This window comes from Thermalbibacter longus, assembly GCF_023806485.1.
In the GTDB taxonomy this organism is placed as follows: domain Bacteria; phylum Chloroflexota; class Chloroflexia; order Thermomicrobiales; family Thermomicrobiaceae; genus Thermalbibacter; species Thermalbibacter longus.
Window position 1 is genome coordinate 522,465 of sequence record NZ_JAMSLR010000001.1, and the last position, 24,965, is coordinate 547,429.

The 24,965-nt window shown below is 67.6% G+C and carries 28 protein-coding genes; 17 read left to right on the forward strand and 11 right to left on the reverse strand.

Annotation, left to right across the window (positions count from 1 at the left end; all coding sequences use genetic code 11):
- Nucleotides 1–45: 45 nt before the first annotated feature.
- Nucleotides 46–2,250, reverse strand: a complete 2,205-nt coding sequence (locus NET02_RS02260; RefSeq protein ID WP_284055912.1) for an ATP-dependent helicase — start codon at nt 2,248–2,250, stop codon at nt 46–48.
- Between the two features lie 823 nt (nt 2,251–3,073).
- On the opposite strand from NET02_RS02260, the gene NET02_RS02265 reads away from it, so the two are divergent.
- The 9 genes from NET02_RS02265 to NET02_RS02305 all read left to right on the forward strand — a co-directional run bounded on the left by NET02_RS02265 (nt 3,074) and on the right by NET02_RS02305 (nt 9,134).
- A complete protein-coding gene (locus NET02_RS02265; RefSeq protein WP_284055745.1) occupies nt 3,074–3,442 on the forward strand; it encodes a hypothetical protein in 369 nt (122 codons plus the stop codon).
- Entirely contained in the window at nt 3,443–4,408 is a 966-nt protein-coding gene (locus NET02_RS02270; protein ID WP_284055746.1) for a VPS10 domain-containing protein, read from the forward strand.
- Nucleotides 4,409–4,415: 7 nt separating this feature from the next.
- Nucleotides 4,416–4,823, forward strand: a complete 408-nt coding sequence (locus NET02_RS02275; protein ID WP_284055747.1) for a BlaI/MecI/CopY family transcriptional regulator — start codon at nt 4,416–4,418, stop codon at nt 4,821–4,823.
- Between the two features lie 2 nt (nt 4,824–4,825).
- Entirely contained in the window at nt 4,826–5,713 is an 888-nt protein-coding gene (locus tag NET02_RS02280; RefSeq protein WP_284055748.1) for a M56 family metallopeptidase, read from the forward strand.
- Between the two features lie 37 nt (nt 5,714–5,750).
- Nucleotides 5,751–6,419, forward strand: a complete 669-nt coding sequence (locus tag NET02_RS02285; protein ID WP_284055749.1) for an SCO family protein — start codon at nt 5,751–5,753, stop codon at nt 6,417–6,419.
- 631 nt (nt 6,420–7,050) lie between these two features.
- Nucleotides 7,051–7,293 (forward strand): hypothetical protein, encoded by a 243-nt coding sequence (locus NET02_RS02290; protein ID WP_284055750.1) that lies wholly within the window; start codon nt 7,051–7,053, stop codon nt 7,291–7,293.
- A 156-nt stretch (nt 7,294–7,449) separates the two neighbouring features.
- Entirely contained in the window at nt 7,450–7,632 is a 183-nt protein-coding gene (locus tag NET02_RS02295) for a carboxymuconolactone decarboxylase family protein (RefSeq protein WP_284055751.1), read from the forward strand.
- Between the two features lie 102 nt (nt 7,633–7,734).
- Nucleotides 7,735–8,895, forward strand: coding sequence for a thiolase domain-containing protein (locus NET02_RS02300; protein ID WP_284055752.1), 1,161 nt, complete (start codon nt 7,735–7,737; stop codon nt 8,893–8,895).
- On the forward strand, nt 8,895–9,134 hold the full coding sequence (locus tag NET02_RS02305) for a Zn-ribbon domain-containing OB-fold protein (RefSeq protein ID WP_284055753.1): 240 nt from the start codon (nt 8,895–8,897) through the stop codon (nt 9,132–9,134). Before NET02_RS02300 ends, NET02_RS02305 begins: the two co-directional genes overlap by 1 nt.
- 8 nt (nt 9,135–9,142) lie before the next feature.
- Here NET02_RS02305 and merB read toward each other — a convergent pair whose 3' ends face one another.
- On the reverse strand, nt 9,143–9,778 hold the full coding sequence (merB, locus tag NET02_RS02310) for an organomercurial lyase (protein ID WP_284055754.1): 636 nt from the start codon (nt 9,776–9,778) through the stop codon (nt 9,143–9,145).
- A 523-nt stretch (nt 9,779–10,301) separates the two neighbouring features.
- Here merB and NET02_RS02315 point away from each other — a divergent pair.
- The 7 genes from NET02_RS02315 to NET02_RS02345 all read left to right on the forward strand — a co-directional run bounded on the left by NET02_RS02315 (nt 10,302) and on the right by NET02_RS02345 (nt 15,425).
- Nucleotides 10,302–10,883 carry a hypothetical protein gene (locus NET02_RS02315; protein ID WP_284055755.1) on the forward strand — a complete coding sequence of 194 codons (582 nt, stop codon included), beginning with the start codon at nt 10,302–10,304 and terminating at the stop codon, nt 10,881–10,883.
- Nucleotides 10,846–12,504, forward strand: coding sequence for a mercury(II) reductase (gene merA, locus NET02_RS02320; RefSeq protein WP_284055756.1), 1,659 nt, complete (start codon nt 10,846–10,848; stop codon nt 12,502–12,504). The genes NET02_RS02315 and merA overlap by 38 nt, the downstream gene beginning before the upstream one ends.
- Before the next feature lie 38 nt (nt 12,505–12,542).
- Complete coding sequence (locus NET02_RS02325) at nt 12,543–12,980, forward strand: ArsR/SmtB family transcription factor (protein ID WP_284055757.1); 438 nt, start codon at nt 12,543–12,545, stop codon at nt 12,978–12,980.
- A gap of 17 nt (nt 12,981–12,997) precedes the next feature.
- Nucleotides 12,998–13,237 (forward strand): hypothetical protein, encoded by a 240-nt coding sequence (locus tag NET02_RS02330; protein ID WP_284055758.1) that lies wholly within the window; start codon nt 12,998–13,000, stop codon nt 13,235–13,237.
- A 37-nt stretch (nt 13,238–13,274) separates the two neighbouring features.
- Nucleotides 13,275–13,631 carry a peroxiredoxin family protein gene (locus tag NET02_RS02335; protein WP_284055759.1) on the forward strand — a complete coding sequence of 119 codons (357 nt, stop codon included), beginning with the start codon at nt 13,275–13,277 and terminating at the stop codon, nt 13,629–13,631.
- On the forward strand, nt 13,628–14,380 hold the full coding sequence (locus tag NET02_RS02340) for a cytochrome c biogenesis CcdA family protein (RefSeq protein ID WP_284055760.1): 753 nt from the start codon (nt 13,628–13,630) through the stop codon (nt 14,378–14,380). Before NET02_RS02335 ends, NET02_RS02340 begins: the two co-directional genes overlap by 4 nt.
- A 241-nt stretch (nt 14,381–14,621) precedes the next feature.
- Nucleotides 14,622–15,425 carry a cysteinyl-tRNA synthetase gene (locus NET02_RS02345; RefSeq protein ID WP_284055761.1) on the forward strand — a complete coding sequence of 268 codons (804 nt, stop codon included), beginning with the start codon at nt 14,622–14,624 and terminating at the stop codon, nt 15,423–15,425.
- Nucleotides 15,426–15,584: 159 nt separating this feature from the next.
- Here NET02_RS02345 and NET02_RS02350 read toward each other — a convergent pair whose 3' ends face one another.
- Entirely contained in the window at nt 15,585–16,895 is a 1,311-nt protein-coding gene (locus NET02_RS02350) for an MFS transporter (protein WP_284055762.1), read from the reverse strand.
- Nucleotides 16,896–16,987: 92 nt separating this feature from the next.
- Between NET02_RS02350 and NET02_RS02355 the strand changes: the two genes are divergently transcribed.
- On the forward strand, nt 16,988–17,326 hold the full coding sequence (locus NET02_RS02355) for a cupin domain-containing protein (RefSeq protein ID WP_284055763.1): 339 nt from the start codon (nt 16,988–16,990) through the stop codon (nt 17,324–17,326).
- Nucleotides 17,327–17,399: 73 nt separating this feature from the next.
- On the opposite strand, the gene xseB is transcribed toward NET02_RS02355, so the two are convergent.
- The 8 genes from xseB to NET02_RS02395 form a co-directional block, all read right to left on the reverse strand.
- Nucleotides 17,400–17,750 carry an exodeoxyribonuclease VII small subunit gene (gene xseB / locus NET02_RS02360; RefSeq protein WP_284055764.1) on the reverse strand — a complete coding sequence of 117 codons (351 nt, stop codon included), beginning with the start codon at nt 17,748–17,750 and terminating at the stop codon, nt 17,400–17,402.
- Nucleotides 17,743–18,990 carry an exodeoxyribonuclease VII large subunit gene (gene xseA, locus NET02_RS02365; RefSeq protein WP_284055765.1) on the reverse strand — a complete coding sequence of 416 codons (1,248 nt, stop codon included), beginning with the start codon at nt 18,988–18,990 and terminating at the stop codon, nt 17,743–17,745. Before xseA ends, xseB begins: the two co-directional genes overlap by 8 nt.
- On the reverse strand, nt 18,987–19,481 hold the full coding sequence (gene accB, locus NET02_RS02370) for an acetyl-CoA carboxylase biotin carboxyl carrier protein (RefSeq protein ID WP_284055766.1): 495 nt from the start codon (nt 19,479–19,481) through the stop codon (nt 18,987–18,989). The genes xseA and accB overlap by 4 nt, the downstream gene beginning before the upstream one ends.
- A gap of 6 nt (nt 19,482–19,487) precedes the next feature.
- Complete coding sequence (efp, locus tag NET02_RS02375; protein ID WP_284055767.1) at nt 19,488–20,048, reverse strand: elongation factor P; 561 nt, start codon at nt 20,046–20,048, stop codon at nt 19,488–19,490.
- Nucleotides 20,049–20,264: 216 nt separating this feature from the next.
- The gene (locus tag NET02_RS02380) at nt 20,265–21,365 is read right to left on the reverse strand and encodes a M24 family metallopeptidase (protein ID WP_284055768.1); all 1,101 of its coding nucleotides are present in this window, start codon (nt 21,363–21,365) and stop codon (nt 20,265–20,267) included.
- Nucleotides 21,362–21,841, reverse strand: coding sequence for a type II 3-dehydroquinate dehydratase (gene aroQ, locus NET02_RS02385; protein ID WP_430981064.1), 480 nt, complete (start codon nt 21,839–21,841; stop codon nt 21,362–21,364). The genes NET02_RS02380 and aroQ overlap by 4 nt, the downstream gene beginning before the upstream one ends.
- Nucleotides 21,829–23,565, reverse strand: a complete 1,737-nt coding sequence (locus NET02_RS02390; RefSeq protein WP_284055770.1) for a glycosyl hydrolase family 18 protein — start codon at nt 23,563–23,565, stop codon at nt 21,829–21,831. The genes aroQ and NET02_RS02390 overlap by 13 nt, the downstream gene beginning before the upstream one ends.
- Nucleotides 23,566–23,680: 115 nt before the next feature.
- Entirely contained in the window at nt 23,681–24,832 is a 1,152-nt protein-coding gene (locus tag NET02_RS02395) for a hypothetical protein (protein WP_284055771.1), read from the reverse strand.
- Between the last annotated feature and the right edge of the window lie 133 nt (nt 24,833–24,965).

A 24,965-nucleotide genomic window follows, 5' to 3' on the forward strand; every position in this document is an offset into this window, starting at 1 on the left:
CGCGAGCAGTGCGTTGACCAGTGCCCCGCCAGGGCGAGGCAGGGTTCAATCGACGGTCAAATTCGCCAGGCTGGCGAGCAGCGTCTTGCGCCCATGGCGCTTGAAGTCGACCACGACCTCCTGATCGCTCTGCACCGGGCGGACCTCGGCGACGACCCCGTCTCCGAAGCGGGCGTGGAACACTCGCATCCCGACGGCCAGCGGCGGCGAGGACGCGCCGTCACTGGGGGTGGTACGCCTGTCGACCGGTCGTGCAGGTGAGGTGTCTGGCCGAGCCGGGCCATCTCCCCGGTCTATCAGGTGAACCGGGATGTCGTCGACGAAGCGGGAGCGCACGCTGAGATCAGCGGCCCCGAACCGTGCCCGTCGGAAGGTGTAGGTAATGTACAACCGCTGCCTGGCCCGCGTCATGCCGACGTAGAACAGTCGCCGCTCCTCCTCGAGCTGGGCTTCGCTCTCGAGCGAGCGGGCGTGCGGTAGCAACCCCTCCTCGACGCCAGTCAGGAAGACCACCGGAAATTCCAGTCCTTTGGCCGCGTGCAGGGTAATCAGGGTCACCTGGTCGCTCGCGTCGTCCAGCGTGTCCGCGTCGGTCACCAGCGCTGACTCCTCCAGGAAGGCACGCAGGGCACCGTCACCCACGCTGTCGTAGCTTGCAAGTACCGAGCGGAGCTGGAGCAGGTTCTCCCAGCGCTCGATCTGCTCCGGGTCGCCGGCGTCGTGGTAGAGCTGAGCGAGGCCGCTGCGCTCGAGCGCGAGGTCGAACAGCTCGCTCGGGAGGAGCCGCTCGCTCGCCTCCCAGAGCTGCTGGAGAGTGCCCCACGCCTCCGCTAGCAGGCGGGCGGGCCGCCCGGAGATCTGCGGAGGAGCCACATCGCTCTGGCCGGCCAGCGCGGCGATGCCCCGCGCGACAGGCTGGCGCGTGAGTGCCGCCCAGCGTTCGAGCTCTTGCCAGGTGCGATCGCCGATGCCAGCGCCGAGCGGCGTGTTGGCGAGCACGCGCTGAAGGCTGACCGAGTCGTTGGGGTTGGCGATGACCCGGAGGAGGGCGAGCGCGTCCTTGATCTCCTTGCGCTCGTAGAAGCGGAGGCCGCCGATGAGCTGGTAGGGGATGTCGGCCCGGATGAGCGCCTCCTCGAGCGGCCGGCTCTGGGCGTTGGTGCGGTACATCACGGCAATGTCACGGTAGCGCAGGTCACCGCGGAGGGTGAGCCGTCGGATCTCACTGGCCACGAACTGGGCCTCGTGCCCCTCGTCGTAGCACTCGCGGAGACGAATCGGCTCGCCGCGCGGGTTCTCAGTGCGCAGCCGGCGCTCGATGCGCAGGCGGTTGGCGCGGATGACAGCGTCGGCTGCCTCGACGATGGAGCGGGTGGAGCGGTAGTTGAGCTCCAGGTGGATCTCGGTGGCATCCGGGTAATCCCGCTTGAAGTCTAGGATGTTGCGGATATCGGCCTGGCGCCAGCCGTAGATTGACTGGTCGGGGTCGCCGACCACGCAGAGGTTACGGTGGGCGCCGCTGATCGAGCGGACCAGCAGGTACTGGACACGGTTGGTGTCCTGGTACTCGTCGACGAGCACGTAGCGGTACCAGTCCTGGTAGCGCGCGAGCACGTCGGGATGCTCGTGGAAGAGCCGCAACGTCTCGGTGAGCAGATCTTCGAAGTCGAGGGCCTGGTTGCGGCGGAGGATCTCTTCGTAGCGCGGGTAGACGCGGCTGACCACCTCATCCCAGTAGCTCTGCACCTGCTCGGCGAACTGCTGCGGGCTCTGGAACTGGCTCTTGGCGGCGGAGATGCGGCTGAGGATGGAGCGGGGGCTGAACTGCTTGGGGTCGAGGCCGAGCGCCTTGAGCGCCTGGCGGACCGCCTCGAGCTGGTCGGCATCGTCGTAGATCGTAAAGCGGGGATCGATGCCGATGCGGCCGCCGTCTCGACGTAGAATGCGCGCGCAGGTGGCGTGGAAAGTCCCGACGGTCAGCCGCTGTGCCTGCTCGAGACCGATCAGCGCCTCCAGCCGGGTGCGCATCTCGCGGGCGGCCTTGTTGGTGAAGGTGACGGCCAGGATGTGCCAGGGGGAGGCGTAGCCGGCCTCGATCAGGTAACCCACCCGGTGGGTGAGCACGCGGGTCTTGCCGCTGCCCGGACCGGCGACGATCAGCACCGGGCCCGCCACCGTGGTGACGGCCCGGACCTGCTCCTCGTTGAGCCCGGTTAGGATATCCCGCTTGCCGGGCTGGCGCTGCACCACCGCCAACACTGCCCTCCTGTCCTCTGTCGAAGCGATTCTACACCCGCGAGCGGAGACCGCCGCGAGAGGGATAGTACCTGACAAGCCACCGCGCGCGGGAGCTCCGAGCGGACAGCGAAGCTGTGGGCTGTTGGCTAGGTCTTGACGTGAGTAATGATCTCAGGCGGTGGAGCGCCGCGCCGTGAGGGGCGCCGAGCGATGCAGAGCTGAGGAGCCGCCGTCGTTGCCGTAGCTGGAAGCTCGACAGCCTGGGTTGCGGGTGGCTCAGCGCGCTTCAGCCTGACTGTGACGGTGCATCCCCAGATCCAGGTCGCTCGCGCTCTCGTGCAGTGTTCGGGCTGCGGTCAAATCCGCGCGCCCGAGGCACGGGGCCGAGTGGCGGGCGTCTGGCTCGACTGCTGGGCTGAGGCGATCGCGGCCGGCGACGGTGTCGAGGTGGGAACCATTGTTGCTGTCTCTGAGCCAGATGGTGTGCCGGTGCCCGAGCCACCGGCGGCGGAGCCGGCCAGGAAGGTGGTCCCGGCGGTTCCGAGCAGGGCCAGCACCTCGCGCCGGCTCCAGATTCGCCCAAGCTGGCGATCGTCGTTGTCAACGGTTCGCTCCCTCCCGATGTGATGATCGTCTCGTTCGCGGTAGCGCGAGCAGCTACGGCGATGGTTACAGCACAGCAGTGCTGGCTGAGGATAGTCTGAGAAGTGCCTGAGCTTTGGCCGAGATGCGCGCTGTCCGGGGTGGAGGCTCCGGCTTCTTTGACAGCGGTCAGGCGATCGGTTACACTTACGCTGCGTAAGCAAATTCGCGCGTCGTGCGCAAGGGGGGACGCATGCGAAGCAACTGGTTACTGATCGCTAGCCTCGGCCTGATCGCGGCCGGACTCCTCGGGCTCAGCGTGCTGGGCTCGGTCCCCGAGGTGCAAGCTCAGGGAGACGAGCCCGCTGCAGACCGAGCTGCCGAACTCCACGAGCAGATGCATCGCATGATGGACGCGATGATGGGCGAGGGGTTCAGCCAGGCGATGCATGAAGCCATGCCCGGCTCGGAGGAGATGATGGATGCCTGCGCCCGGGCGATGGCGGAGCGCGAGCGCTCCGGGCAACCTGGGGTCATGCCGGGCATGATGAGTGGCATGGACGGGATGATGCGCGGCGACATGATGGGCGGGATGTACGACCCCATGGGAAGGGGACACTAGATGGCCAAGACAGCGCCACCGAGGAGCCCGCGAGCCCAGCGGCGAGAGGAGGCGCGCCGGCAGGCCCAGCGGCAGAGACAGCAGCACCTGCTCCTCCGGGGCGGGCTGGCGGCGATTGCGGTCGTCGTCGTGGCGGTTGCGGCGTGGTGGCTGATCGTCCGAGCCGGGTCGTCCGACACGCAGGTGCTCTACCGGTTCCAGACCGAGGATTTCCACTCGCTGGCCATCGATCCGGCCGACCCGAAGACGATCTACTTCGGCCACCACGGCGGCCTGCTGGTTAGCCAGGATGGAGGACGGAATTGGCAGGTAGGCACGCTGTCTGGCGTCGATGCGATGCAGCTCGCTCTTCCAGCCGCCGATCCCGACCGGATCTACGCTAGTGGGCACGGCGTGTTCGTGGTGAGCCAGGACGGCGGCCAGACCTGGGCTTCCCCTGCCCACAACCTGCCGGCTCTGGACCTCCACGGCTTTGCGGTCGCTCCCTCCGATCCGAATCGCGTCTACGCCTTCGAGCTCGGCACCTTCAGCCTCTACGCGAGCAGCGACGGCGGCGTGACCTGGGAGACGAGGACGCTCCCGCCGGACCTGAACCAGGGGATCCTCCCGCTGGCCGTCGCAGCGGACGATCCCCAGCACCTCTATGCTGGAGTCGGGGGACAGATCTGGGAGAGCCTGGACGGTGGGCAGAGCTGGCGGCAGGCAGGGCCAGGCCTCGGCGGGACGATCACAGCGCTCGCGTTTTCAGCGAGCAGCCAGGCCCTGCTCTACGCCGGAACCGACCAGGGGCTCTGGAAGCTCGACAGCAGCGGCAACTGGCAGAAGCTGCCGGTGGAGCCACGCGAGGCGGTGCTGGCCGTCGCAGTCGCGCCGCTCGCGGGCGGCGCCGAGCGGGTCGTTCTGGTCGACGCTCAGGGGAACTTCTATCGCAGCGATGACGGTGGTCAAACGTGGCTGAGCAGGTGAGGAGGCTATGAAGATCAACCGGTTCGCTCTCGATAGTCGGGGGCTGGCCCGTGTGCTCGGCGAGCTCGAGGCCAGGATTCTCGAGGTGGTCTGGACGCTGGGCCAGGCCACGGTGAAGGACGTGGCGGCAGCGCTCGGACCGGAGGCGCACGTGAAGACCGTTATGACCGTCATGAACCGGATGGTCGAGAAGGGCGTCCTGCAGCGCGAGGCCCGAGGACGGAGCTTCGTCTACTCCGCGGTACTGGACCGCGAGCGCTTCGCCCAGCAGGTCGCCAGCCGCGTCCTCTCCGGCTTGCTCGCCGACTTCGGCAAGCCGACGCTGGCGCACTTCGTCCAGGAGATCCCGCCGGAGCAACTCGCCGAGCTGGAGCGGCTGATCGCCGAGCGGCGACGCCTGCAGGGGGGAGAGTAGGCATGTGCCGGCAGGTGAAGGGGATGCTTCGGCAGTACACCGCCTCGCTCGTCGTCGTGCTGGTGGCGGCGCTGGTGGCGCGGTACCCGAGCCTCCTGGACCCGCTGGCGGAGACCTACGTGCGCGCCTGTGCTCGTCTCGCCGGATACTGGCGATATCATCACGTCCCGCCGTACGTGGTCGCCGCCATCGCCCTAATCCTGCTCATGTCGGCCTCGTTTCTCGGTGTGGCGCTGCTGCGCGAGCTCGCCGGGCTCTACCGGATCGGGCGGCGATATACCCGGCCGGGTGGCCTGGCTGTCGAGGACTGGTCGCATCTCGCCGAGACAGTAGGGATCGGCGAGCGGCTGCGGGTCCTGGACGGGGCTGCGGCCTGCGCCTTCTGTGCCGGCCTGCTGCGGCCGCGGGTCTACGTCAGCCAGGGGCTGCTGAGCGCGCTCACCCCGCGGGAGGTGGAGGCCGTGCTGCGGCATGAGGCCCATCATCTCCGGCGGCGGGATCCGTTGCGGCTGTTCTTCCTGGATCTGGCCCGGCGACTGGCGGCACCGCTCCCGGTCGCCAGGGTCCTGCTCGATCGTGCCCGGGTAGAGATCGAGCTGGCGGCAGATCGCGCTGTGCTCCAGCAGGTACCGGTCGAGGTCCTGGCGAGCGCGCTGATCAAGGTGGCCGGCGCGCGGCCGGCCGTCCCACCGCTGGCCGCGGCGGCTGGCCTGACGCCGGATCAGGCGCGGGTGGCGGCGCTCCTCGGCCGGCCGGTCGCGATCCGGTTCGACGTGCGGGACGCGCTGGTGAGCGTGCTCGTGCAGGTGATCATCGGAGCGGTGATCGGCCACCTCGCGGCGCAGCCGTTCCTGATGACGCCAATCTGCGACGCCTGCCCGTCGTTCTGAGGGCTGCAACGGTGTCGCATGGGATGGCCTGAGCACTATGGTCTCGCGTCGGCGTTGGATCCTGCTCGCGATCGGGTTGGTCTCAGGGCTCGCGATCTCGCTGGCGCTGGCTCTGGCGCCCAGCCGGGCAATCCCCGGGGACGAACCGGCGGATCCGACCGGTTCGCAGACCTACACAGGGATGGCACTCGATGGCCCGGCGCCCGACTTTCAGCTCGTGGATCAGCGGGGTGAGCTGGTGAAGCTCTCCGATTTTCGCGGCCGGATCGTCGTCCTCTCGTTCCTAGATCCATACTGCGACGACGTGTGCCCGTTGACCGTCCTGCATCTCCGGCGCGCCCAGCAGGCTCTGGGGGAGGAGGCGGATGGCGCCGTCTTCCTGGCAGTCAACGCGAATCCCCGAGCCACTGCGTTGCACGATGTAGCCGAGGCTACCCGGCACTGGGGCCTGGAGAGCATGCCCAACTGGTATTTTCTCACCGGCGAGGAGCACGAGCTGCGCGCGGTCTGGCAGGCATACTGGGTGGAGGTGAGCGTTGGCGCCGACGGCGACGCGACCCATACCCCTGGGGTTTTCCTGGTCGACCCGGCCGGGCGACTGCGGCATTACCTCTCGACGCCGTTCGAGGATGAGCGGTGGTCGGGGCCGCTGCTAAGTGAGCTCCTCGTGGATCACATCCGTCAGCTCCGCGAGGCTGAGGACTGAGAGCCGACCACGTTCTGCCACCACCACCGCATCTTCGAAGGGGATGGCAAATAGGGATGTCCCTGGTCGGTTGAGAGCAGGTCCACCACTCAACCGAAGGGGGGCGTCCCGATGCCGAAGCAGACCACAGCCACTACCAGTCTGCGCCGACAGCTCGTTGCGTTCCTCCTGGCTCACCTCGAGTCCTGAGCTCCCGAAGCGCCCCGGTGACCAGTTACTCATCCCTCAGGCCGGGCAACGCGGGTGGACGGGCTGGCAGGCGGTGCACCTGCCAGTACGGACGGCTGCTGCCGGTAACCTGACGGATGATGGGCCGCCGCTGGTGGCTGGGGTAACACTGGGCTGGAGTGCCGCCTGGGCCAACGCAATGCTGGCTGACCGGCGGGCGCGCCGCTAGTGCCGTTCTGGCCACCCTCACACCGGTCGATTCGCTGCCGGCGAGGCTCAGAAAAGGACCAAACCCCAAGGCCTTGCGCTGCACTACGTGTTTGAGGGGCAGCGAAGCCAGCAGGTCACGCTCAGGCAGTGTTGCTCAATTCGGAATCCGGGGACTGTGCAATACTGGCGGCGGCAACGCGTTCGACAGCGCTGGCATGAGTTATGGCTGATCGCTCAGTGAGGAGGACAAGCGGTGGCCCGTCTGCCAGGTGTGCCGGACTCCGAGATCCCCCAGGAGATGCGCGAGATCGTCGAGGCGCAGCGGAAACATTACGGCTGCGTGTTGAACTCGGCGAGGCAACTCGCCTATGCTCCGCGCGTCGCGATCGGCGCCGCCGCGATGACGCGCGAGCTGGCTCGCTCGCGCCAGATCGAGCCTCGTTTGAGCGCGCTCCTCAACTTGCGGATAGCCGCCATCGTCGGCTGTGGCTTCTGACAAGACCTGCACGCTGCCGGCGGCAGTGCACTGGGAATTCCGGACGAGATCATCCTGGCGGTACGCGATGGTCACTGACGGAATCTGGAGGCGCTGACTGAGGCGGAGCGGGTCGCCCTGGAGCTGGCGGAGCGCGTAACGGACACGCCCGCGACGGTGAACGACGAGCTCTTCGAGCGCCTTCGCCATCACTTCACGGAGGCGCAGATCGTCGAGCTGGCGGCGATCTGTGCCTGGGAGAACTACCGCGCGCGCTTCAACCGCGTGCTGGACATCGAGCCGCACGGCTTTTACCGGGTGGGTGATTCGAGTCGCGGGGAGGGCGGCCACTCGACGTGATCGGAAACTGTGCCAGCGGGTGTACCATTGCGTGGAGGAGGCGACCTGACAGACCGGGTCATGCCTGGTAGCAGGATATCAGGCTCCAACGAGGGGGTGAGCATGCGCGAGGTCGCTATCGTCGGCGCTGCAGAGACTCGATTTGGCAAGAGCGAGCTTTCGTACCGTGAGCTGGCGGTCGAGGCGGCCAGGGGGGCCCTGGAGGACGCCGGGGCGGAGCCGGGGCAGGTCGAGGCGCTCTTTCTCGGCAGCTACTCGCCCGGCACGTTCGTTCACCAGGAGCACGTGGCGCCGTTGATCGCCTCGGAGCTCGGGCTGTCGCATATTCCCAGCACCAGGGTAGAGAACGCCTGCGCCTCGGGAGCCACGGCGTTCGTCAGTGGAATGATGGCGATCGCGGCTGGGCTCTACGACGTGGTGCTGGTAGTGGGTGCCGAGAAGATGACGTCCACGCCGGTCGCCGAGACCACCCGGATCCTGGCCGAGGCGGCGGACTGGGAGAACGAGAGCAAGGTCGGCCTGACCTTCCCCGGCGCCTTCGCGCTGATGGCCCAAGCCTACCTGCACAAGTACGGCTATGGCCGTGAGATCCTCGATGCAGTCGCAATCAAGAATCACGCTAACGCCCTGGCCAACCCCTACGCCCAGTTCCACAAGGCGATCACCGCCGAGGACATCGCGAACTCTCCGATGGTGGCAGATCCCTTGACCCTCTACGACTGCTCGCCGATCAGCGACGGGGCAGCCGCCATCCTGCTGGTGGCCGGCGACGCGGCCCGCAACTTCGCCAAGCCGGCGGTGCGGGTGCTCGGCTTCGGGCAGGCCTCCGACTCGCTGGCGCTCTACCGGCGGCCGGATCTGACGACGCTGCCGGCAGCTCGGCAGGCGGCCCAGCGCGCCTACCGGATGGCCGGCGTGTCGCCCCGGGACATTAGCCTGGCTGAAGTGCACGACTGCTTCACCATCGCCGAGATCATCGCGACCGAAGACCTCGGCTTCTTCGAGCCCGGCGAAGGCGGGGAAGCGGCCAGAGCCGGCGCCACCAGCCGCGACGGCCAGATCCCGGTCAACCCCAGCGGCGGACTGAAGGCGAAGGGTCACCCGGTAGGCGCCACCGGAGTCGGCCAGCTCGTCGAGGCCACCTTCCAGTTGCGGGGCGAGGCGGGCGGCCGCCAGATCGACGGCGTGGAGCTGGCGTTGACCCACAACGTGGGCGGTTCCGGTGCGACCTGTGTGGTCACGATCCTGGGAAGGGCAGCCTGATGGCGACAGTGCAGCTTGCGCCGGGGACGCCCGGCACGGTCGTCAGCTACACCGTCATCTATGTCCCCACGCCGGAGTTCGCCGACCTGGCCCCCTACGCGCTGGCGGTGATCGAGACGAGCGACGGCGAGCGGCTGCTCGGGCGAGTCGAAGACTGGCAGGAACGGCCGCTGGCGGTCGGCGCGCGCGTTATCTTCGAGCGCGCCGATGAGCGGGGTCCGGTCTTCCGCCTGGCGTGAGGGCGGGCTCAGATCGGCGGGCCGCTCAGGCAGAGCTCGCGCCCAAGCTGCACGGCGGCTGCCAGTGAGAGCAAGCCGCGGGCGTCCGCCTCGTCCCCTGCCCGGCAGCAGTAGAAGCCGATCTCCGCGCAGACCCCATCGCGCAGCGAGCGGCTGAGGTCGGGTGCCACGAGCGAGAGGGAGAGATCGGGGTGGGAAGCGCTCCGGAGCTCGCCGGCCTCGATCTCCAGCCAGATCGGCGCCCCACAGGCGGCGCAGCGACTCTCGACGCGGGCGTCTGCCCGGAGTCCGGCCGGGATGCCCACGGCATCCAGCGCGCACCAGGTGTAGAGCTGCCGGCCGTTGAGGAGCAGGCGGTGCCTGGACGGGATCAGCGACAGCCCGCCGGCTGCCACGATGGCCTCCCTGCGCTCGTCGAGCGTGAGACGCCCCTGCCCGGCCATGCGCTCGATGAGCTCTCGGACGTCCTCGCGCGTCATGCCGAGCGCGACCTGCGCCTCGGCGAGCGGCAGGGAGCGCCCAGCCGCGATTGCCTCGAACGCGAGGCAGGTCAACCGGTATTCGACCGTCTGGCGCTGCTGGGCCGCGCAGACCAGCCAGCGCTGCGCGAGAGCGCCCTGAGCGCCGGGATCCGCATGCGTCATGTCGTCCCCCTTCCGTTCGAGCCCGGGATACTACCGCCCTGCGAGGTCACGCCCGCAGCAGCGCAACAGGGCACATAGTCCAGAGAAGCTGGGGAGAGGCGCCACTGGCCGCGCGAGCGGCGGCACAAGTATACGCCGCTTCCGATGTGTCTGCCTGCGTGGCGCGTGATGAAGGTAACCAGGCTGGAGCAAGAGCTCCTCGCCGGCGCCGGCTTCCGAATAGCTTACGCGGGGCTTCTGCCCCGTGCTGACGTTAGAAAATGGAATAATCATTCGCCCCTACCTTTCAGGGACTAGCCGGCGGCTCGGCTGCCGAGCCTGGGCTGGCAACCCAGGGCCAGCCCGCCACGACGCCATCATCTGCAGCCTGTACGAAATCGCCACTGGAGTGCATCGGTTCGATGTCGCCATCCTTGCAGTTTAAGCGAGCCCCTGAACGTGATCGCTCTTGGAATAGATATACGGATGTGAGAATATAAATGTCGACGAACCTGCGGGACGCGGTGCCGGAGGAGCCAGGCAGGTGACGCGCTCGATCGGCAACCAAGGACACCGAAAGTACCAGCACTGGACGGTCCCGCTCGACGCGGCGGCCGCGCTCGGGTTCGCGGCGCTCAGCGCCCTCGCCTGCTGCGGCTGGCTGGTGATCCAGTGGCTCTCCCTCGCGCTCTACGCCGTCGGCGGCGCGGCGGCGTTTCGCGTCCTCATCCGGTACGAGGTGGAGATCCTGCTCGCGCTCGGCGGGGAGCAACTCGTCGCCGCGCGCCTCGCCCGCGACCAGATCGGCCGGCTCGTGAACGTGGCTCTCGGAGCGCTCGCCATCGCCCTCGGCGCGCTCCGGCTGCTGTGGGAGTTTCGCAGGAGTTCCGTTCTGGGAGCGTATCCGCTGTACGTTGTGTTCGTGCACCGGCAGCAGATTCTGCTCGTGGCCCTCGGACTAGCCCTTGCGCTGCGGGTAGCCGGCCCGCTCGTCGCCCGGCGGCAGTCCGCGACCAGTGAGTGCTGCGTTCCCGAACGGGGTAAGGCGGCATCGATGGGCGTGCAGCGTTTCGTGACGGAAGGCGATTATGAAGAAGCAAGCACGAGCCTATCGCATGGCCATTGACGGCATGACCTGTTCGCACTGCGAAGAGACCGTCGAGCGGGCGCTGCGAGCCCAGGGCGCTCAGGGCGTCCGGGCTGACTGGAGGCACGGCGAAGTCACGTTCACCCTGGTCGACGGCGTCGACCTCTCTACCCTGCGGAGCGCCGTGCGCGCCACCGGCTATAGACCGGGCGAGGTCACCGAGCAGCCCAGCCCTGAGCGGGCGCCGATCACGTTCTCCTCCTCCGAGGCGGATACTGACCTGGTGATTATCGGCGGCGGGTCAGCGGCGTTCAGCGCGGCAATCACGGCCACCGAGCTCGGCGCGCGCGTCATCATGATCGAGGAGGGCACGATCGGTGGCACCTGCGTCAACGTGGGCTGCGTGCCCAGCAAGTTCCTGCTCCGGGCGGCGGAGGTCTACCATGAGGCGGGCCACCACGGCTACGCTGGCGTGCAAACGGCGGCGCTCGGCGTGGAGCTCGACCGGCTAGTCGCGCAGAAGCGCGAGCTGTCCGGCGAGCTGCGGCGCGAGAAGTACGAGGAACTGATCGAGTACTACGGCTGGGAGCTGATCCGTGGCCGCGCTCGCTTCATCGGCCCCGATGCGGTGGCGGTCGGTGACCGGGTGGTACGGGCCCGCGCTTTCTTGATCGCCACTGGAGCCAGGCCAACTGTGCCGGCGATCCCCGGCCTCGAGGAGGCTGGCTATCTGACGAGCACGAGCGCCATGGAGCTGGACCGGCCGCCGAGCTCGCTCGGCGTGATCGGGGCCGGCTACGTGGCGCTGGAGCTGGGGCAGGTCGTCCGCTCGCTGGGCAGCGAGGTCACGCTCGTGCAACGCCGGCCGCGCCTGCTCCCGGACTACGAGCCCGAGGTCGCCGAGGCGATGGGCGCAGCCCTCGGCCGGCTGGGGACGACCGTGCTGACCGGGTCGCGGGTCCTGCGGGTCGAGCGCACGCGGCAGGGCCGCCGGCTGGTGGTGCTCCGGGACGGGCGCGAGGAGATGCTCGAGGTCGAGCAGATCCTCGTGGCGGCCGGCCGCCGACCGAACACCGAAGGGCTTGACCTGGAGCGCGCCGGCGTCGCCGTGGACGAGCGCGGCGTCCCGGTGCTGGACGAGGCGCTGCGCACGACCAACCCCCGGGTCTGGGTAGCCGGCGATGTCACGCTCGCGCCGCAGTTCGTGTACGTGGCCGCCTACCAGGGGCGGCTCGCCGCGCGGAACGCCGTGCTGGACCTGGAAGAGCCGGCCGACCTCTCGGCGGTGCCGGGGGTGATCTTCACCGACCCGCAGGTGGCCACGGTCGGGCTGACGCGAGCGGAGGCGGGCCGACAGGGCTACCGCGTCGAGAGCGCCTTCGTGCCGGCCCAAGCAATCGCCCGGGCGCGCGTCGACCTGGCTCCCGAGGGCGGAGTGGTGATGGTGACCGACGGGGAGAGCGGACGCGTCCTTGGAGTCCAGGCGATCGGGAGGCATGCCGGCGAGATGATCTACGCCGCCACGCTGGCGGTGAAGCACCGGCTGACGGCCGGCGATCTGGTCGAGAGCTTCGCGCCCTACCTGACGATGGCCGAAGGCCTGCGGCTGGCGGCGCTGGCGTTCGAGCGAGACGTGGCGAAGCTCTCCTGCTGCGCGTGAGTCGCCAGGTGGGGCAAGAGCTGGTGAGGAGCTGAGCTATGGGAACGCATGAGGAGATGGATCTGATCACCGGGGAGACGCCGCGGGGCGGCGAGGTCGACCAGGGCGCCCTGCACCCCCGGTTGGGACGCCGCTTCGCGCGCCGGGTCGAGCCACAGGAGGCGCGCCGGCAGGCCGAGTTACTGGCGAAGTACTTTCGCGGGCTTACCGACGTGACCCGGCTGCGCATCCTCGACCTGCTGATCCGGGAGGGCGAGCTGAACGTGAGCGAGCTCGTCGAGCGGTTGGATCAGCCGCAGGGGCGCGTCTCGTCGCACCTCGCCTGCTTGCGGGACTGCGGCTACGTGTCGGCCCGCCGCGAGGGGAAGTTCGTCTATTACCGGGTCGCCGACCAGCGGGTGCCGCTGCTCCTGGCGCTGGCCAAGGACATGCTGGCCGACCACGCTGAAGCGATCATCGCGTGCACGCGGATGTAGCGCGAGGGTGAAGGCCTATGAAGCGATGGGCCCTCGCTATCATCGGCGCCCTTACCTGCCCCTGTCACCTGCCGCTCTACCTCGCCCTTCTCGGTGGCACGGCCATCGGGGGAGCGCTGGCGGCTCACCAGCTCTGGCTCTTCGCAGCGATGAGCCTCATCTTCACCGGGGCGATCGCTGGGTTGCTGCGCGGCCGCCTATATCCTGCCGGAGCCAGCCGGCGCGGGCCTCGGATTCACCGCCCGGCTCGTCGATGACACGGGGTTCCACTTTCACGAGCACCGAGGCCCGGTGGTGGCGATCTACACGATGGCGGGCTGGTGCCTCTCCTGTATCCCTGAAGCCCAGGCATGGGCGAAGCTTTATCCGGAGTATCACCAGCGCGGGGTTGACGTGCTCCTGCTCTCGATCGATCCATCCGACACGCCCGCCACGCTGGCGAACTTTTCGAATCTGGCAGGTCGCGAGGTGGCGACCTTGCCCTGGGCCGTCGACAAGGACCAGGCCCTCACGCGGCTACTCGACGTGCGCACGCTCGACCAGACGATTATCATCGACCGGCGGGGGCGAGTCGCCTACGTGGACTACGGGCCGACGTCGCCTGATCAGTTACGGCGGGTACTCGATCAGTTGCTGCAGGGGGAACTGTGAGTGAGTTGCAGGCTCAGGCCGCGCAGTGGCTCTCGACTCTGATCACCTGGCTGCCGGTGGGCTATGCCTTCGGCGCGGGGATGATCGCGGCGGTGAACCCCTGCGGCTTCGCCATGCTGCCGGCCTACCTGGCGCTCTACCTCGGCGCGGGCGGGCAGGCCGACCAGCGCAGTGGCGCGCGGCGGCTGGCGGAAGCCGTGGTCGTCGGCGGAACGGTGTCCGCCGGCTTCGTCGTCCTGTTTGCGGCTGCCGGCGCGGTGATCTCGGCCGGGGGCCGCTTCCTGCTGCCGGTCATGCCGTGGGTCGGGCTGGCGATCGGGGTGGGGTTGGTGCTGCTTGGCCTGGCCATGCTGGCCGGGCGCACGTTCAACCCGGCGCTCTTCGAGCAGCTCGCCGATCGCATCGGCCGCTCCCGCGAGCGAAGCCTCCGTGGCTTCTTTCTCTTCGGGCTGGCGTACGGGCTGGCCTCGCTCAGCTGCACGCTGCCGGTCTTTATGATCGCGGCCGGCAGCGCGCTGATCAGCGGCAGCCTGGGCCGGGGCTTCGTCCAGCTCCTCAGCTACGGGTTGGGCATGGCTAGCGTCGTCATCGCGCTCACGCTCGCCATCGCGCTGGTCAAGGCCGGCTTCGTTACCCTGCTGCGACGGGCAGTCCCGTACGTGCAGACGGTCGCTGCCATGCTGCTGGTGGTCGCCGGCGGTTCGATCGTGCTCTACTGGTCGCCGTACGTGCTCCAGACCGTGCGCTGAACGATCCCCCGCAGTCGGTGCCGCGGAGCGTCTCGGTGCACTGAATCAGGCGCAAGCTGCCCCTCATGCCGTTCGGGCGAAGGAATCGACATCCCCGTAAGCACCCTGACGCCTGATCGTTTGCCGCTTCGTACTATCATTGGAGCGTCCGGGTTCCAGCCGGCCGCCGCGCCGTCGTGGGCAGCACTGGGCTCTAAGCACGGGAGCGCGGCTGGAGGATCCGCATGCCAGGAGAAGCACGATGGCACTCGGCCCTGTCGCCCTGTTCGGTTCCGGCGAGACCTCGAAGCAAGGCCGCCAGGTGCACGAGCGCCTGCTCAGCCGCTTCTCCCCGCCGGTACGGATCGCCATCATCGAGACCCCAGCCGGGTTCCAGCCCAACGCTGGTCTGGTCGCGGCCAAGATCCGGGACTTCTTCCTCCAAAGCCTGGTCAACCTCCGCCCCGAGGTGCGCTTCGTCCCAGCTCGCCGGCGTGACGGCGTGTACAATCCCGACTCGCCGATCGTCACCGAGCCGTTGCTGTGGGCCGATTACCTCTTCGCCGGGCCCGGTAGCCCGACGTACATGGTCAAGCACCTTCGCGGCACGCGGACGCTGTCGTTGCTGCTCGAGCGCTGGCGCTCCGGGGCCGCGGTCGCTTTTGCCAGCGCCGCGGCTATCGCGACCGGCCGCTACACGCTACCCGTGTACGAGATCTACAAAGCAGGGTTCGACCCATACTGGAGCGAGGGGTTGGATCTATTGTCCGAACTCGGGCTCTGCGTGGCGGTGATGCCGCACTGGAACAATGCCGAGGGTGGGCGGGAGCTCGACACCAGTCGCTGCTTCATGAGCGTCGAGCGCTTTCGCTATCTCCGGCGCATGCTGCCGCGAGAGGCGGTCATTCTCGGTATCGACGAGCACACGGCGTGCATCATCGAGCCCGAGTCGCACAGCGCCCTCGTGCACGGTGCGGGGACGATCACCATCGTCGCCGGCCATCGCGAGGTGGTGGTACCGAGTGGCGAGCGGTTTCCGCTCGGCTGGCTCCGCGACGATCCATAAAGCTAACCAGTTGAGGCTGTGCGCCAGCGCTCGTGATCGTCGCTGGTCCGTCGCTTCTGGTGCCTGACCTCTGCCGGTAGTCGACCCTGCAATGCGGATGAGATGGGCGTGTCCCCCTGAGTGTTCATGGACAGGCGATCCTGCCAGGGGGCACGCGGCTCAGTCGTCGGGTGGCGTTTCGACGATCCTCGTCTGCTCGTGCGCGGAGGCGGCTTCCCGCGAAGCCCGGCGGCGGTAGGTCTCCGGCGCGAAGAGCCCGAAGAGCACGCCGGTGGTCACCACCAGCGCTGCCGTGCAAGTCAGCGCGGTCGTCGTTCCAGCTAGATCGCTCAGCCAGCCGAGCAACGCCGGGCCGATGACATAGCCGGAGTCGGCGAGCATCCGGTAGGTGCTCATAGCCGCGGCGTTCATCCCCCGAGGAGCGATGTCTGCCGCGTAGGCGGCCGGAGCCGCGCCGCTGATCCCGCTCGCGAGTGCCCAGAGCAGGCAGGCGATCAGGAACCAGGTGTAGTTCGGCGCCAGCGCGAAGCTGACTAACCCGGCTCCACTGAGAAGGGTAGAGGGAACGATGACCGCCTTCCTGCCGAAGGTATCGACGAGTACACCAGACGGGTAGGCGCCGAGCAAGGCGAGCACGCTGATGAGCGCGAGGCCGAGACCGATCTGCGCCGGATCGAGACCGATCGACTGTTGGGCGCGGACGGGTACCAGGTTGAACAGCGCGCCGGTGCGGGCGAAGAACGATGCGAAGGAGAGCAGGCTCACCAAGAGGAACGGGCGGCGACGGAGCACGGATCCGATCTGCCCGAAATACTGAAGCTGCTTCGCCTCCCCGGTAGCGCGTGCTGGCAAGGCTGGCCGTGTCTCCGGCACGCGCCAGAGGGCCAGCAAGGCAACGACGGAGCCAAAAGCAGCGTATGCAAAGAACGGGAAGGCCAGGCCGCCCAGGTCGGCCAGGATACCTCCGGGCAGCGGGCCGATGCCGACGGCGAAGAGGAAGACCGACATGTAGAGCGCCATCGTCCGGCCGCGAGTCTCCGCCGTCGTGATGTCGGCGAGGATCACCTGGCCGCTGGTCAATACCATCGCCGCGCCGCTTCCAGCGACGAAACGGCCCAGCAGGAAGACCTCATAGGTCGGAGCCAGTCCGCAGATGAGATTTCCGACCACCGTGATTGCCCCACCGGTCGCGAGCGACCAGCGGCGGCCGGCACGGTCGGCTAACCAACCGGCGGGGACGGAGGCGGTGAAGCGAGCAAGCCCGTACACGGCGATCGTGAGCCCGATCAGCGCCTGGGAGACGCCGAAGGCCGCGGCGTAGAGCGGGACTACCGGCACGATGCTGCCGAAGCCGAGCTGGTTCACCGCGATGACTACGCAGATCCAAGCCAGCACTCGATTCCGCCGGTACCAGGCCGGCAGGTTGCGCAGCCGTGCCGCGATGTTCCTGTGAGAACGCCAGCCTGCCACCGCGCCTCCCGAGATCCAGCGGCCCGCTCGATCTTACCGCCGCGCGCTATCCTAGATCCTGCGAGGCAGACGCGCACGAGGTGAGGTGCGGGATGACCGAGTTGTTCGGGCAAGTGAAGGTGTCGTCCTGGGACGGGTCAGAGAAACCGACCGAGGACTCGATCGTACAGCGGATGATCGATGAGGGACTCATGCCCTACCGCTGGGCTAACGGGCCGGGCGATGTCTACCCACCTCACCGGCACCCGTACCACAAGGTGCTCTACGTCGCCCGCGGCTCCATTCGCTTCGAGCTCCACCCAGGTGGTGCGATCGACCTCTACCCTGGTGACCGGCTGGATCTGCCGCCCGGCCTTGAGCACAGCGCGGTGGTGGGCCCAGAGGGGGTAGTCTGCCTGGAAGCACAAGTGTTGGCGCGCAGCGGGAAGTGAGCTGGTGGCTCGAGGATCGGTTTACCGCTGGTCGTTGTGGGCTTACCTTAACCTGGTTAAGAGGCGATCACCTTTAATGCGAGCGGAAAGGCTCTTCGTCGTCTTCGTCCTCCTCTTCGTCCGTCTCGCCCAGCGGGCTGAAGTAGCGCCGGTAGTCGCCACGGTAGGCAGGTTCGCCTTCGCGACCTAGACGCAACCCACCGGCCAGCTCGCTGATACGCAGCTCTGCCTGATCCAGCAGGTCATTGCACAGCCGGATGAGTTCGACACCGCGCTGGTACTCCAGCAGTGCTTCAGCGAGCGGCAGATCGCCCGACTCGAGCCGCTCGACGATTGCTTCGATCTGACTGACCAGCCGGTCGTACTCCTCGATCGGTGCCGGCTTCGATTCCTGGTCAGGTGGCACGATCGGTTCGTCAGCCACACTCGGCTCCTCTCGCTCGGGTGAGATGCACTTCGTTCACCTGCGTCGCCGCCGCGCCGTCGATGAACTCTAAGAGCAGGTGCTGCCCGATCTCCAGATCATGGGCCGACCGCTGGCGTTGCCCAGTGAAGCGGTCGGTCACCAGGGCATAGCCGCGCTCCAGCGGTCCGTGGGGGTGCAGGAGCTGGATCTGCCGCCCGAGCGCCCCCAGCCGTTGCCGCTTCTCTTGGACTGTCCGCGCGATTTGCCTTCGCAGCCGGCCCTCGAGTCCATCGAGGCGCAGCCGCTCCTGGCCGATCCGGCGCCGGGGGCTTCCGTGCTCGAGACGAGCTCGCCGCCGGTCGAGCCGGTCGCGCTCGTCCTGCACACGCTCGTCCAGCGCCGTACGCAACCGGCTGGCGAATTCGGCCAGCTCGCTCAACAGTTCACGGATGTCAGGCGCCACGATTTCGGCAGCGGCCGATGGCGTCGGTGCCCGGCAGTCGGCGACCAGGTCGCAGAGCGTGACATCGGTCTCGTGGCCGATCGCGGAGATGACCGGGATGTGGGAGGCGAAGACCGCGCGGGCCAATGTCTCGCTGTTGAAGCACCACAAGTCTTCGAGCGACCCGCCGCCTCTGGCGATGATGATGACCTCGGCTCGACCATCGTGGTTCAACTCCTCCAGCGCGGCGATGACGGATTGCGGTGCCTCTTCTCCCTGCACCTGGGCCGGCGCCAGCAGGAGGTGGGCGAGAGGATAGCGGCGCCGGAGCACGGTCTGGATATCGTGCCAGACAGCACCAGTGGGTGAGGTGATCACGCCGATACAGCGTGGCCGTCGTGGCAGCGGTCTCTTGCGCGTCTCGTCGAACAGTCCCTCAGCTTCCAGCTTGCGGCAAAGCTCCTGAAATGCGAGCCTGAGCCGCCCGTCTCCGACTGGCTGGATCTCATCGACGTAGAGCTGGTAGGCTCCAGCGACCTCGTAGACCGAGACGTTGCCGTGCACGAGCACGGCATCTCCGTTCGCCGGGATGAAACGCTGCTGGCGCACGTAAGATCGAAAGAGCACGCACTTGATCTGCGACTTGTCGTCCCGGAGCGAGAAGTACACGTGGCCGGCAGTGGAGCGCACCACATTGGTCGCTTCGCCGGTGACCCAGACACTGCCGAGTACTGGGTCACGTTCGAGCACATCCCGAATGTAGGTCGTTAACTCGCCCACGCTGAGGATGGTGAACATGCCGTCGCTATTGTTCATAACCCCGTCGTTACCGGGCGCAATCGCATCAGCGGCTGGCCGTACTCGACCGCCTGGCCGTTCTCGACCAGGAGGGCGACGACCTCCCCGCCTTGTTCGGCCACGATCTCGTTCATGATCTTCATCGCCTCGATGATCGCGACCGTTTGGCCCGGCTCGACGACATCTCCGACCCGGACGAACGGGTCGGCATCGGGCGCCGGCGCGGCGTAGAAGGTGCCGACCATCGGGGCATCGATCGTGAATGTGCCGGCTTCCTCGGCGAGAGGTGGGACTGGAAGTGGTGTCGCTACCGGTAAGGGGTTGTGACTCGGGGTTGCGGCCTTCGCTGAAGCCGGGGTCGCCCCTGCTTCGAGCTCGATCCGCAGGTCGCCGTGCGCCACCTCGAGCCGCAGCAGGCCGGCCTCCTGCATGACCTCGACGAGCTCGCGGACAGCCTGCGTCAGAGCGGCGTAGTCACCTGCCTGGTCTCGACGATCTCGCGGCGCCATCGGCAACTAGCTCACTCGCTCGATGTACTCGCCGGTGCGAGTGTCTACCTTCACGACGTCGTCAATGCTCACGAAGAGCGGCACGTTGACCACCAAGCCGGTCTCGAGCCGCGCTGGCTTGGTGCCGCCAGTGGCGGTATCGCCGCGCACGCCTGGGTCGGTCTCGACGACGCGGAGGTCGACCGTGACGGGCAGCTCGACTTCGACTGCCTGCCCCTCGTAGGTGAGGAGATCCAGCGTCATGTTCTCCTTGAGGTAGTTGACGGCGTCACCCAGGGCCTCACGATCGAGCGCGAACTGCTCGAAGCTCTCGAGGTCCATGAAGTGATACTGCCCCTCCTCCTCGTACAGGAACTGCACGCGGTGGCGCTCCAGCGGCGCAACCTGGAAGCGAGAGCCCGCCTGAACGGTCGTCGTCGTGGTGGCTCCGGTTCGCAGGTTACGCAGCGTCAGCCGGACGAAGGCGCTACCCCGGCCCTGCTTGACGTGCTGGAAATCGAGCACCCGGACGAGGTCGCCGTCGATCTGTAACGTAAGCCCCTTGCGGAGGTCTCCAGTCTCGATCATCCTGTCCTCTCCTGAACGTCACGACCTCGACGAAGACGAATACGGCCAGCAGTTCAGTATACGCGCTGACCCGCTCCGGCCGTACAGCCCGAGCCGGTCGATTCACGCTTCCCTATCCCCCTGCGCACAGCCCACTCACCTCGCGCCCGCTTGCCCGTACGTTGCCAGCCAACCTGCCCCCGGGGACGCGGGCGACGCGGCGGAGGAAGGGAATGGTCAGGGCGTGACCACAATCCGCTTCGGGACCGTGGTCAGGATTCGGATGCCATCGGGCTCAACCACGGCCAGATCTTCGATCCGCACGCCGCCCCAGCCCGAGATATAGATGCCCGGCTCGATCGTGACCACGTGGCCGGCCTCGAGCGGCCTATCCCCGCGAGGAGACAGGTAGGGCGCCTCGTGTACCCGCACGCCGACACCGTGGCCCAGCGAGTGGGTAAACGCCTCGCCGTAGCCTGCCGCTGCGATGACGTCGCGGGCGAGCGCGTCGACCTCCTTGCCGGTCATGCCGGCACGCATCCCGGCCTCGGCGGCGTCCAGTGCCGCTAGCACGACGCTGAACACGTGCTCGAGCTGCTCGCCGGCCTGGCCGATCCAGACCGTGCGGGTCAGATCCGCGCAATAGCCATCAAGCATCGCGCCCATATCGATCACGACCGGCTCTCCGGCCTGTACGCGCCGGTCAGTAGGCCGGTAGTGGGGCAGGGCACCGTTCGGGCCGGAGGCGACGGCGATGGGGAATGCCGGCCCATCGGCGCCGAGCTCGCGCATGGCCTGTTCGAGCCGCCAGGCGATCTCGCGCTCGGACTGGCCGGGACGCATGGTGGCCACAACCTGCATGAATGCCTGGTCGGTCAGGGCCTGCGCGCGGGCGATCAGCTCGATCTCTTCGGGGGTCTTGACGGCCCGGAGGTCGTCGACCAGTGTATCCAGTGGCACCAGCTCGACGTCTTCGCCCAGCTCATCGCGGAGCGTCCGGTAGTCACGGTATAGCGTCGCCTGGTCTTCGAAACCGACGCGCTGAGCGCCCAGCTCGCGGATTACGGCGGCATCCGCCTTGGCGAAGTCGCGCTCCTTGTCGTAGATCGTGAACCCGGCCGCCTCTTGCCGGGCCTGCTCGGCATTGAGACGGCTGGTCACGAGGTAGGCGGCGTCGAGCCCGATCACGAGGTGGCCGCCGGACTCGTTGGGTGGGATATCCTCTCCGGTGTAGCCACTCAGCCAGAACCGGTTCGAAGGATGGGTGATGACGGCGGCGTCCAGCGCTCGCTCGCGCAGTCGCTCGCGCAGCGCCGCGATCCGTTCAGTCGTGCTCACGGTAGCTCCTCCTCCGCGCGATCCATCAAATACTGCAGAGCCAGCTCGTAGCTAGCCGGCCCGAGACCGGCGATCTGGCCAACGGTCACCGGCGCGATCACCGAACGGTGCCGGAACGGCTCACGGGCGTGCACGTTCGAGAGGTGCACCTCGACCGTGGGGGTGGATACGGCAGCGATTGCGTCACGCAGGGCGATGCTGTAGTGCGTCAGCGCCCCTGGGTTGATCACGATGCCGCAGGCAATCGGGCCGTAGCGCTGGATCTGGTCGATGAGCGCGCCCTCGTAGTTGGACTGCACGATCACCAGTTCGAATCCGCGGGCTTCGGCAAGGCGACGCAGCCGCTCGTTGATCTCGTCCAGCGTGGTAGCCCCGTAGATGTGTGGCTCGCGCTGCCCCAGCAGGTTCAGGTTGGGGCCGTGGAGCACCAGGATCAAGCGCTGGACGACCGGTGATCGCTCACTCATCGGATCCATCCTTTTGCACGTACCTCCTCGGCTCCCAGGAGGCCCAGCAGCACCCGGTATGGCTCCGGGTTCTCCGGATGGTATTCGAAGCGGGCGCGCTCGAAGTACTGCACGGTCGATCCGGTGGCGGGATCGGTGAATTCCTCGCTGATGGGATAGCCGAAGAGTGCCAGCGACTCCCGGAACGAGACACCCGGGTCGCCGAACTCCAGCCCGTGAGATTGCCAGTATGTGCGGAAGCCGTTACAGAGCCGGTGGCCGGTCTCCGGGAAATAGTCGCAACTGGCATCGCTGACAGCATCCACGCGCCGGAAGGGGGCAGTGGCGAGGAGGTCTCGCCGCTCGGCGTCCTGCACCCCCAAACGCCCGAGTTGCACCTCGTACGGCGTCCCAGCGAGCTCTGGGTGGTACTCGAACCGCTGGCGCTCGAAGTACTGCACCGTCCGGTTCTTTCCCAGATCAGGGTTCAGCTCATCGAACTCCTCCGTGAGGGGATAGCCGAAGACCATCAGGCCACCGCTGCGTTCCCAGAACTGCTTGAAGCCAAAAGCTAGCGAGTGTCCGGTTTCCGGGAAATAGAGCCGATCGCGGGTCGACGTAAACGCAGGGATGCGGGTGGCTGGCGTATTGAGACGGGCAATCTCGTCCCAGACGGCTGGGTCTTCATGCCCGAGCCGCCAGACTGCGAAGCCGCCCAGCCCGTCGTCCAGCACCAGACGGAGACGGGCAGCGACGCTGGCCGCGTTGGCGTGCCAGACCTCGTGAGTGTGCCCCTCGTCGTCGGTGTAGCGCACCCAGGCCTCCTGCTCGAATGAGTCGTAGCCGCTGGTCGCGCCGGGCCGGGAAGCGAGCTGCATGGCCTGATCGTACCGAACCGAGCTGGCCGGTGGCCCCTCGACGGTGTCCCAGTCATAGCCGTAGAGGGGGATACCGAGCAGGATCGTCGAGGCGGGCATCCTGCTCTGCGCATACGCCACCACACGCTCGACCCAGGTGACCGGAGCGACCGGCCCGGGGCTACCGCCGCTGTAATGGAAATCGTAAGCCATAATCACGACGAAGTCGTTGATCTGCCCCAGCGCGGCATAGTCGTAGGCACCCCCCCAAGCCGTTGGGGTGTCCGAGGTGCGGGCAGCGATGGCCTGCGTTACCAGCTTCCCGCGAGGTCGGAGCGCGTCGGCGAGCTCCCGCATGAAGGCGGTCAGCAGCGGTGCGTCAGCGGCGTTGATCGCCTCGAAGTCGATGTGAATGCCGTCGTATCGTCCATCTTCGACGAGCCGTACCAGCCGCTCGATGATCCGTGCACGCTTCTCCTGGGTGTCGATCGTCGCATGAAACTCGTCCCAGCGCGGCACATTCTTGATCATCGGCACGATCCGAACCCCCGATCGCCGCATCAGATCGAGCGCCCGGGAATCGCTGAAATCCGTGATCGTGCCGTCGGCGTTGAGGTGGTAGAAGTACGGCGAGACGATATCGAGCTGGCCGATGTGCGCCCGCAGCGAGTGCCATGACGTCTCATCGTTGGTGATGTAGTACCCCCACCGTATCACTACCGGCTGTGCGGCATGGGCAGGAGTCGTCCAGGTCAGCGGCGCCACCACAGTCAGCAGCCACGCGGCCCACATCCAGCTCGCGAGGCGGCTGCGACTACGCTCCGGCGGCGTGTTGCGAGTCCTGTGGCGTCCCTCGGCGCTGCCGATGAGTGAGCGCCAGGCTGCTCCCCGCGGCATCGATCTCTCCCTTCTCTTCCCTCGTTCCCCCACCTACTGGTGGGGCCAGCGCGCTACCGCGGCGCGGTTGAAGCCCCTGGAAGAATGGCGGAAGTCGCGCAGTGTGTCCGGCGCTCTAGCCCCGCGGCGCCGCCTGTGCGCCGACAGCGGGCACCGAGACGCGAATCGGCACTGGACCGTCGACACCTGCAATCGTCGCTTCTCCGGTGAAGCGCACCAGCGGTGTCAGGTAGCGGTCGCTTTCCCCTCCCGCATCAGTGTAAGCGATCTCAACGCCGGTGATCGTCACGTCGGCGGGCAGCGGGTCGTTCCCTGGGGGGAGACTCTCCACATCGACTTCCAGGTAGCCTCTGCCCTCGAGCACGTCCTGCCAGAGCGATTCAGCGTCGCGCAGGCCATAGATCGACGACTCGAAGCCAGCAGGCCAATTGATGAACGCCTGGCGGATCTCACCGTCCGCTGAGACGGTTACCGTCGCTCGTGGTACGGCTGACAGAACAGGTGACGGTTCTGCTGGCTGGAAGACGACGATCGCTAGGCCGGTATCCTCGAGGCGATCGCTCACTGTGCCAGCCCCCAACCCCTCGCCGACCAGGTCATGCGTCATCAGCCAGTCACGCGCTGCCGCAATCAAGGTGGTGTCGTCCGGCAACGTGGCAGCTTGCTGGCTTGCCGCCAGTCGCTGGTACTGGACCTGATTGCCGGAGATGTAGAGTTCCTGGGCACCGTCAGCGATATGGAAACCGCCCGTCGACTCCGTGACCTCGCCCTCGATCCCGAGCGATTCGGCGATCGCCACTACGCGTTCCCGATCCCAGGCTCTCGGAAGCATTCGATAGACCGGTGCCTCGGTCGGCACTTGCTCCAGGCTGATCCCGAGGGTGTACTGTGGCTGCAGGCGAGCGAGATCCGGCCGTGCTTGCGGCATGTTGGGGCGAGGCAGTTCACCGAACTCGCCGATGATCACGGTCGGAACTGGTGTGGGAGGCGGTGCAACGGTCGGTGTGCTCTCCAGCGTGGGAGTCGCCGTGTCCTCAGGCGACGGCGTTTGCTCGGCGGGGACCGGCGTTGCCGTCTCGACTGCGAGCGGGGCTGCGGGTGTGGGCGTTGCTAGCTCCGTGCCGGCCAGCAGTCCCCCCGTCTCATCACCCAGGCCGAGCGCGAGCCAGACGGCGAGAACCACCATCGCGATCAGGGCGAGTGCGGCTGGCAACACCCACCGCTGTGGGTGGCTCGCCTGTCGTCCTCTCGAGCGCCGTTTCGCCATCGTATTCGGCATTCCCTCCCAGTCTAGCGCAGCGGCCGCCTTGCGCCGCGAAGGCCGCCTGCGCGGCCTCCTGACCTTACCCGGCTCGAGCTGAACCGGCCCAGCGCGCTCTCGCGCCGGTCGTCCGCAGCAA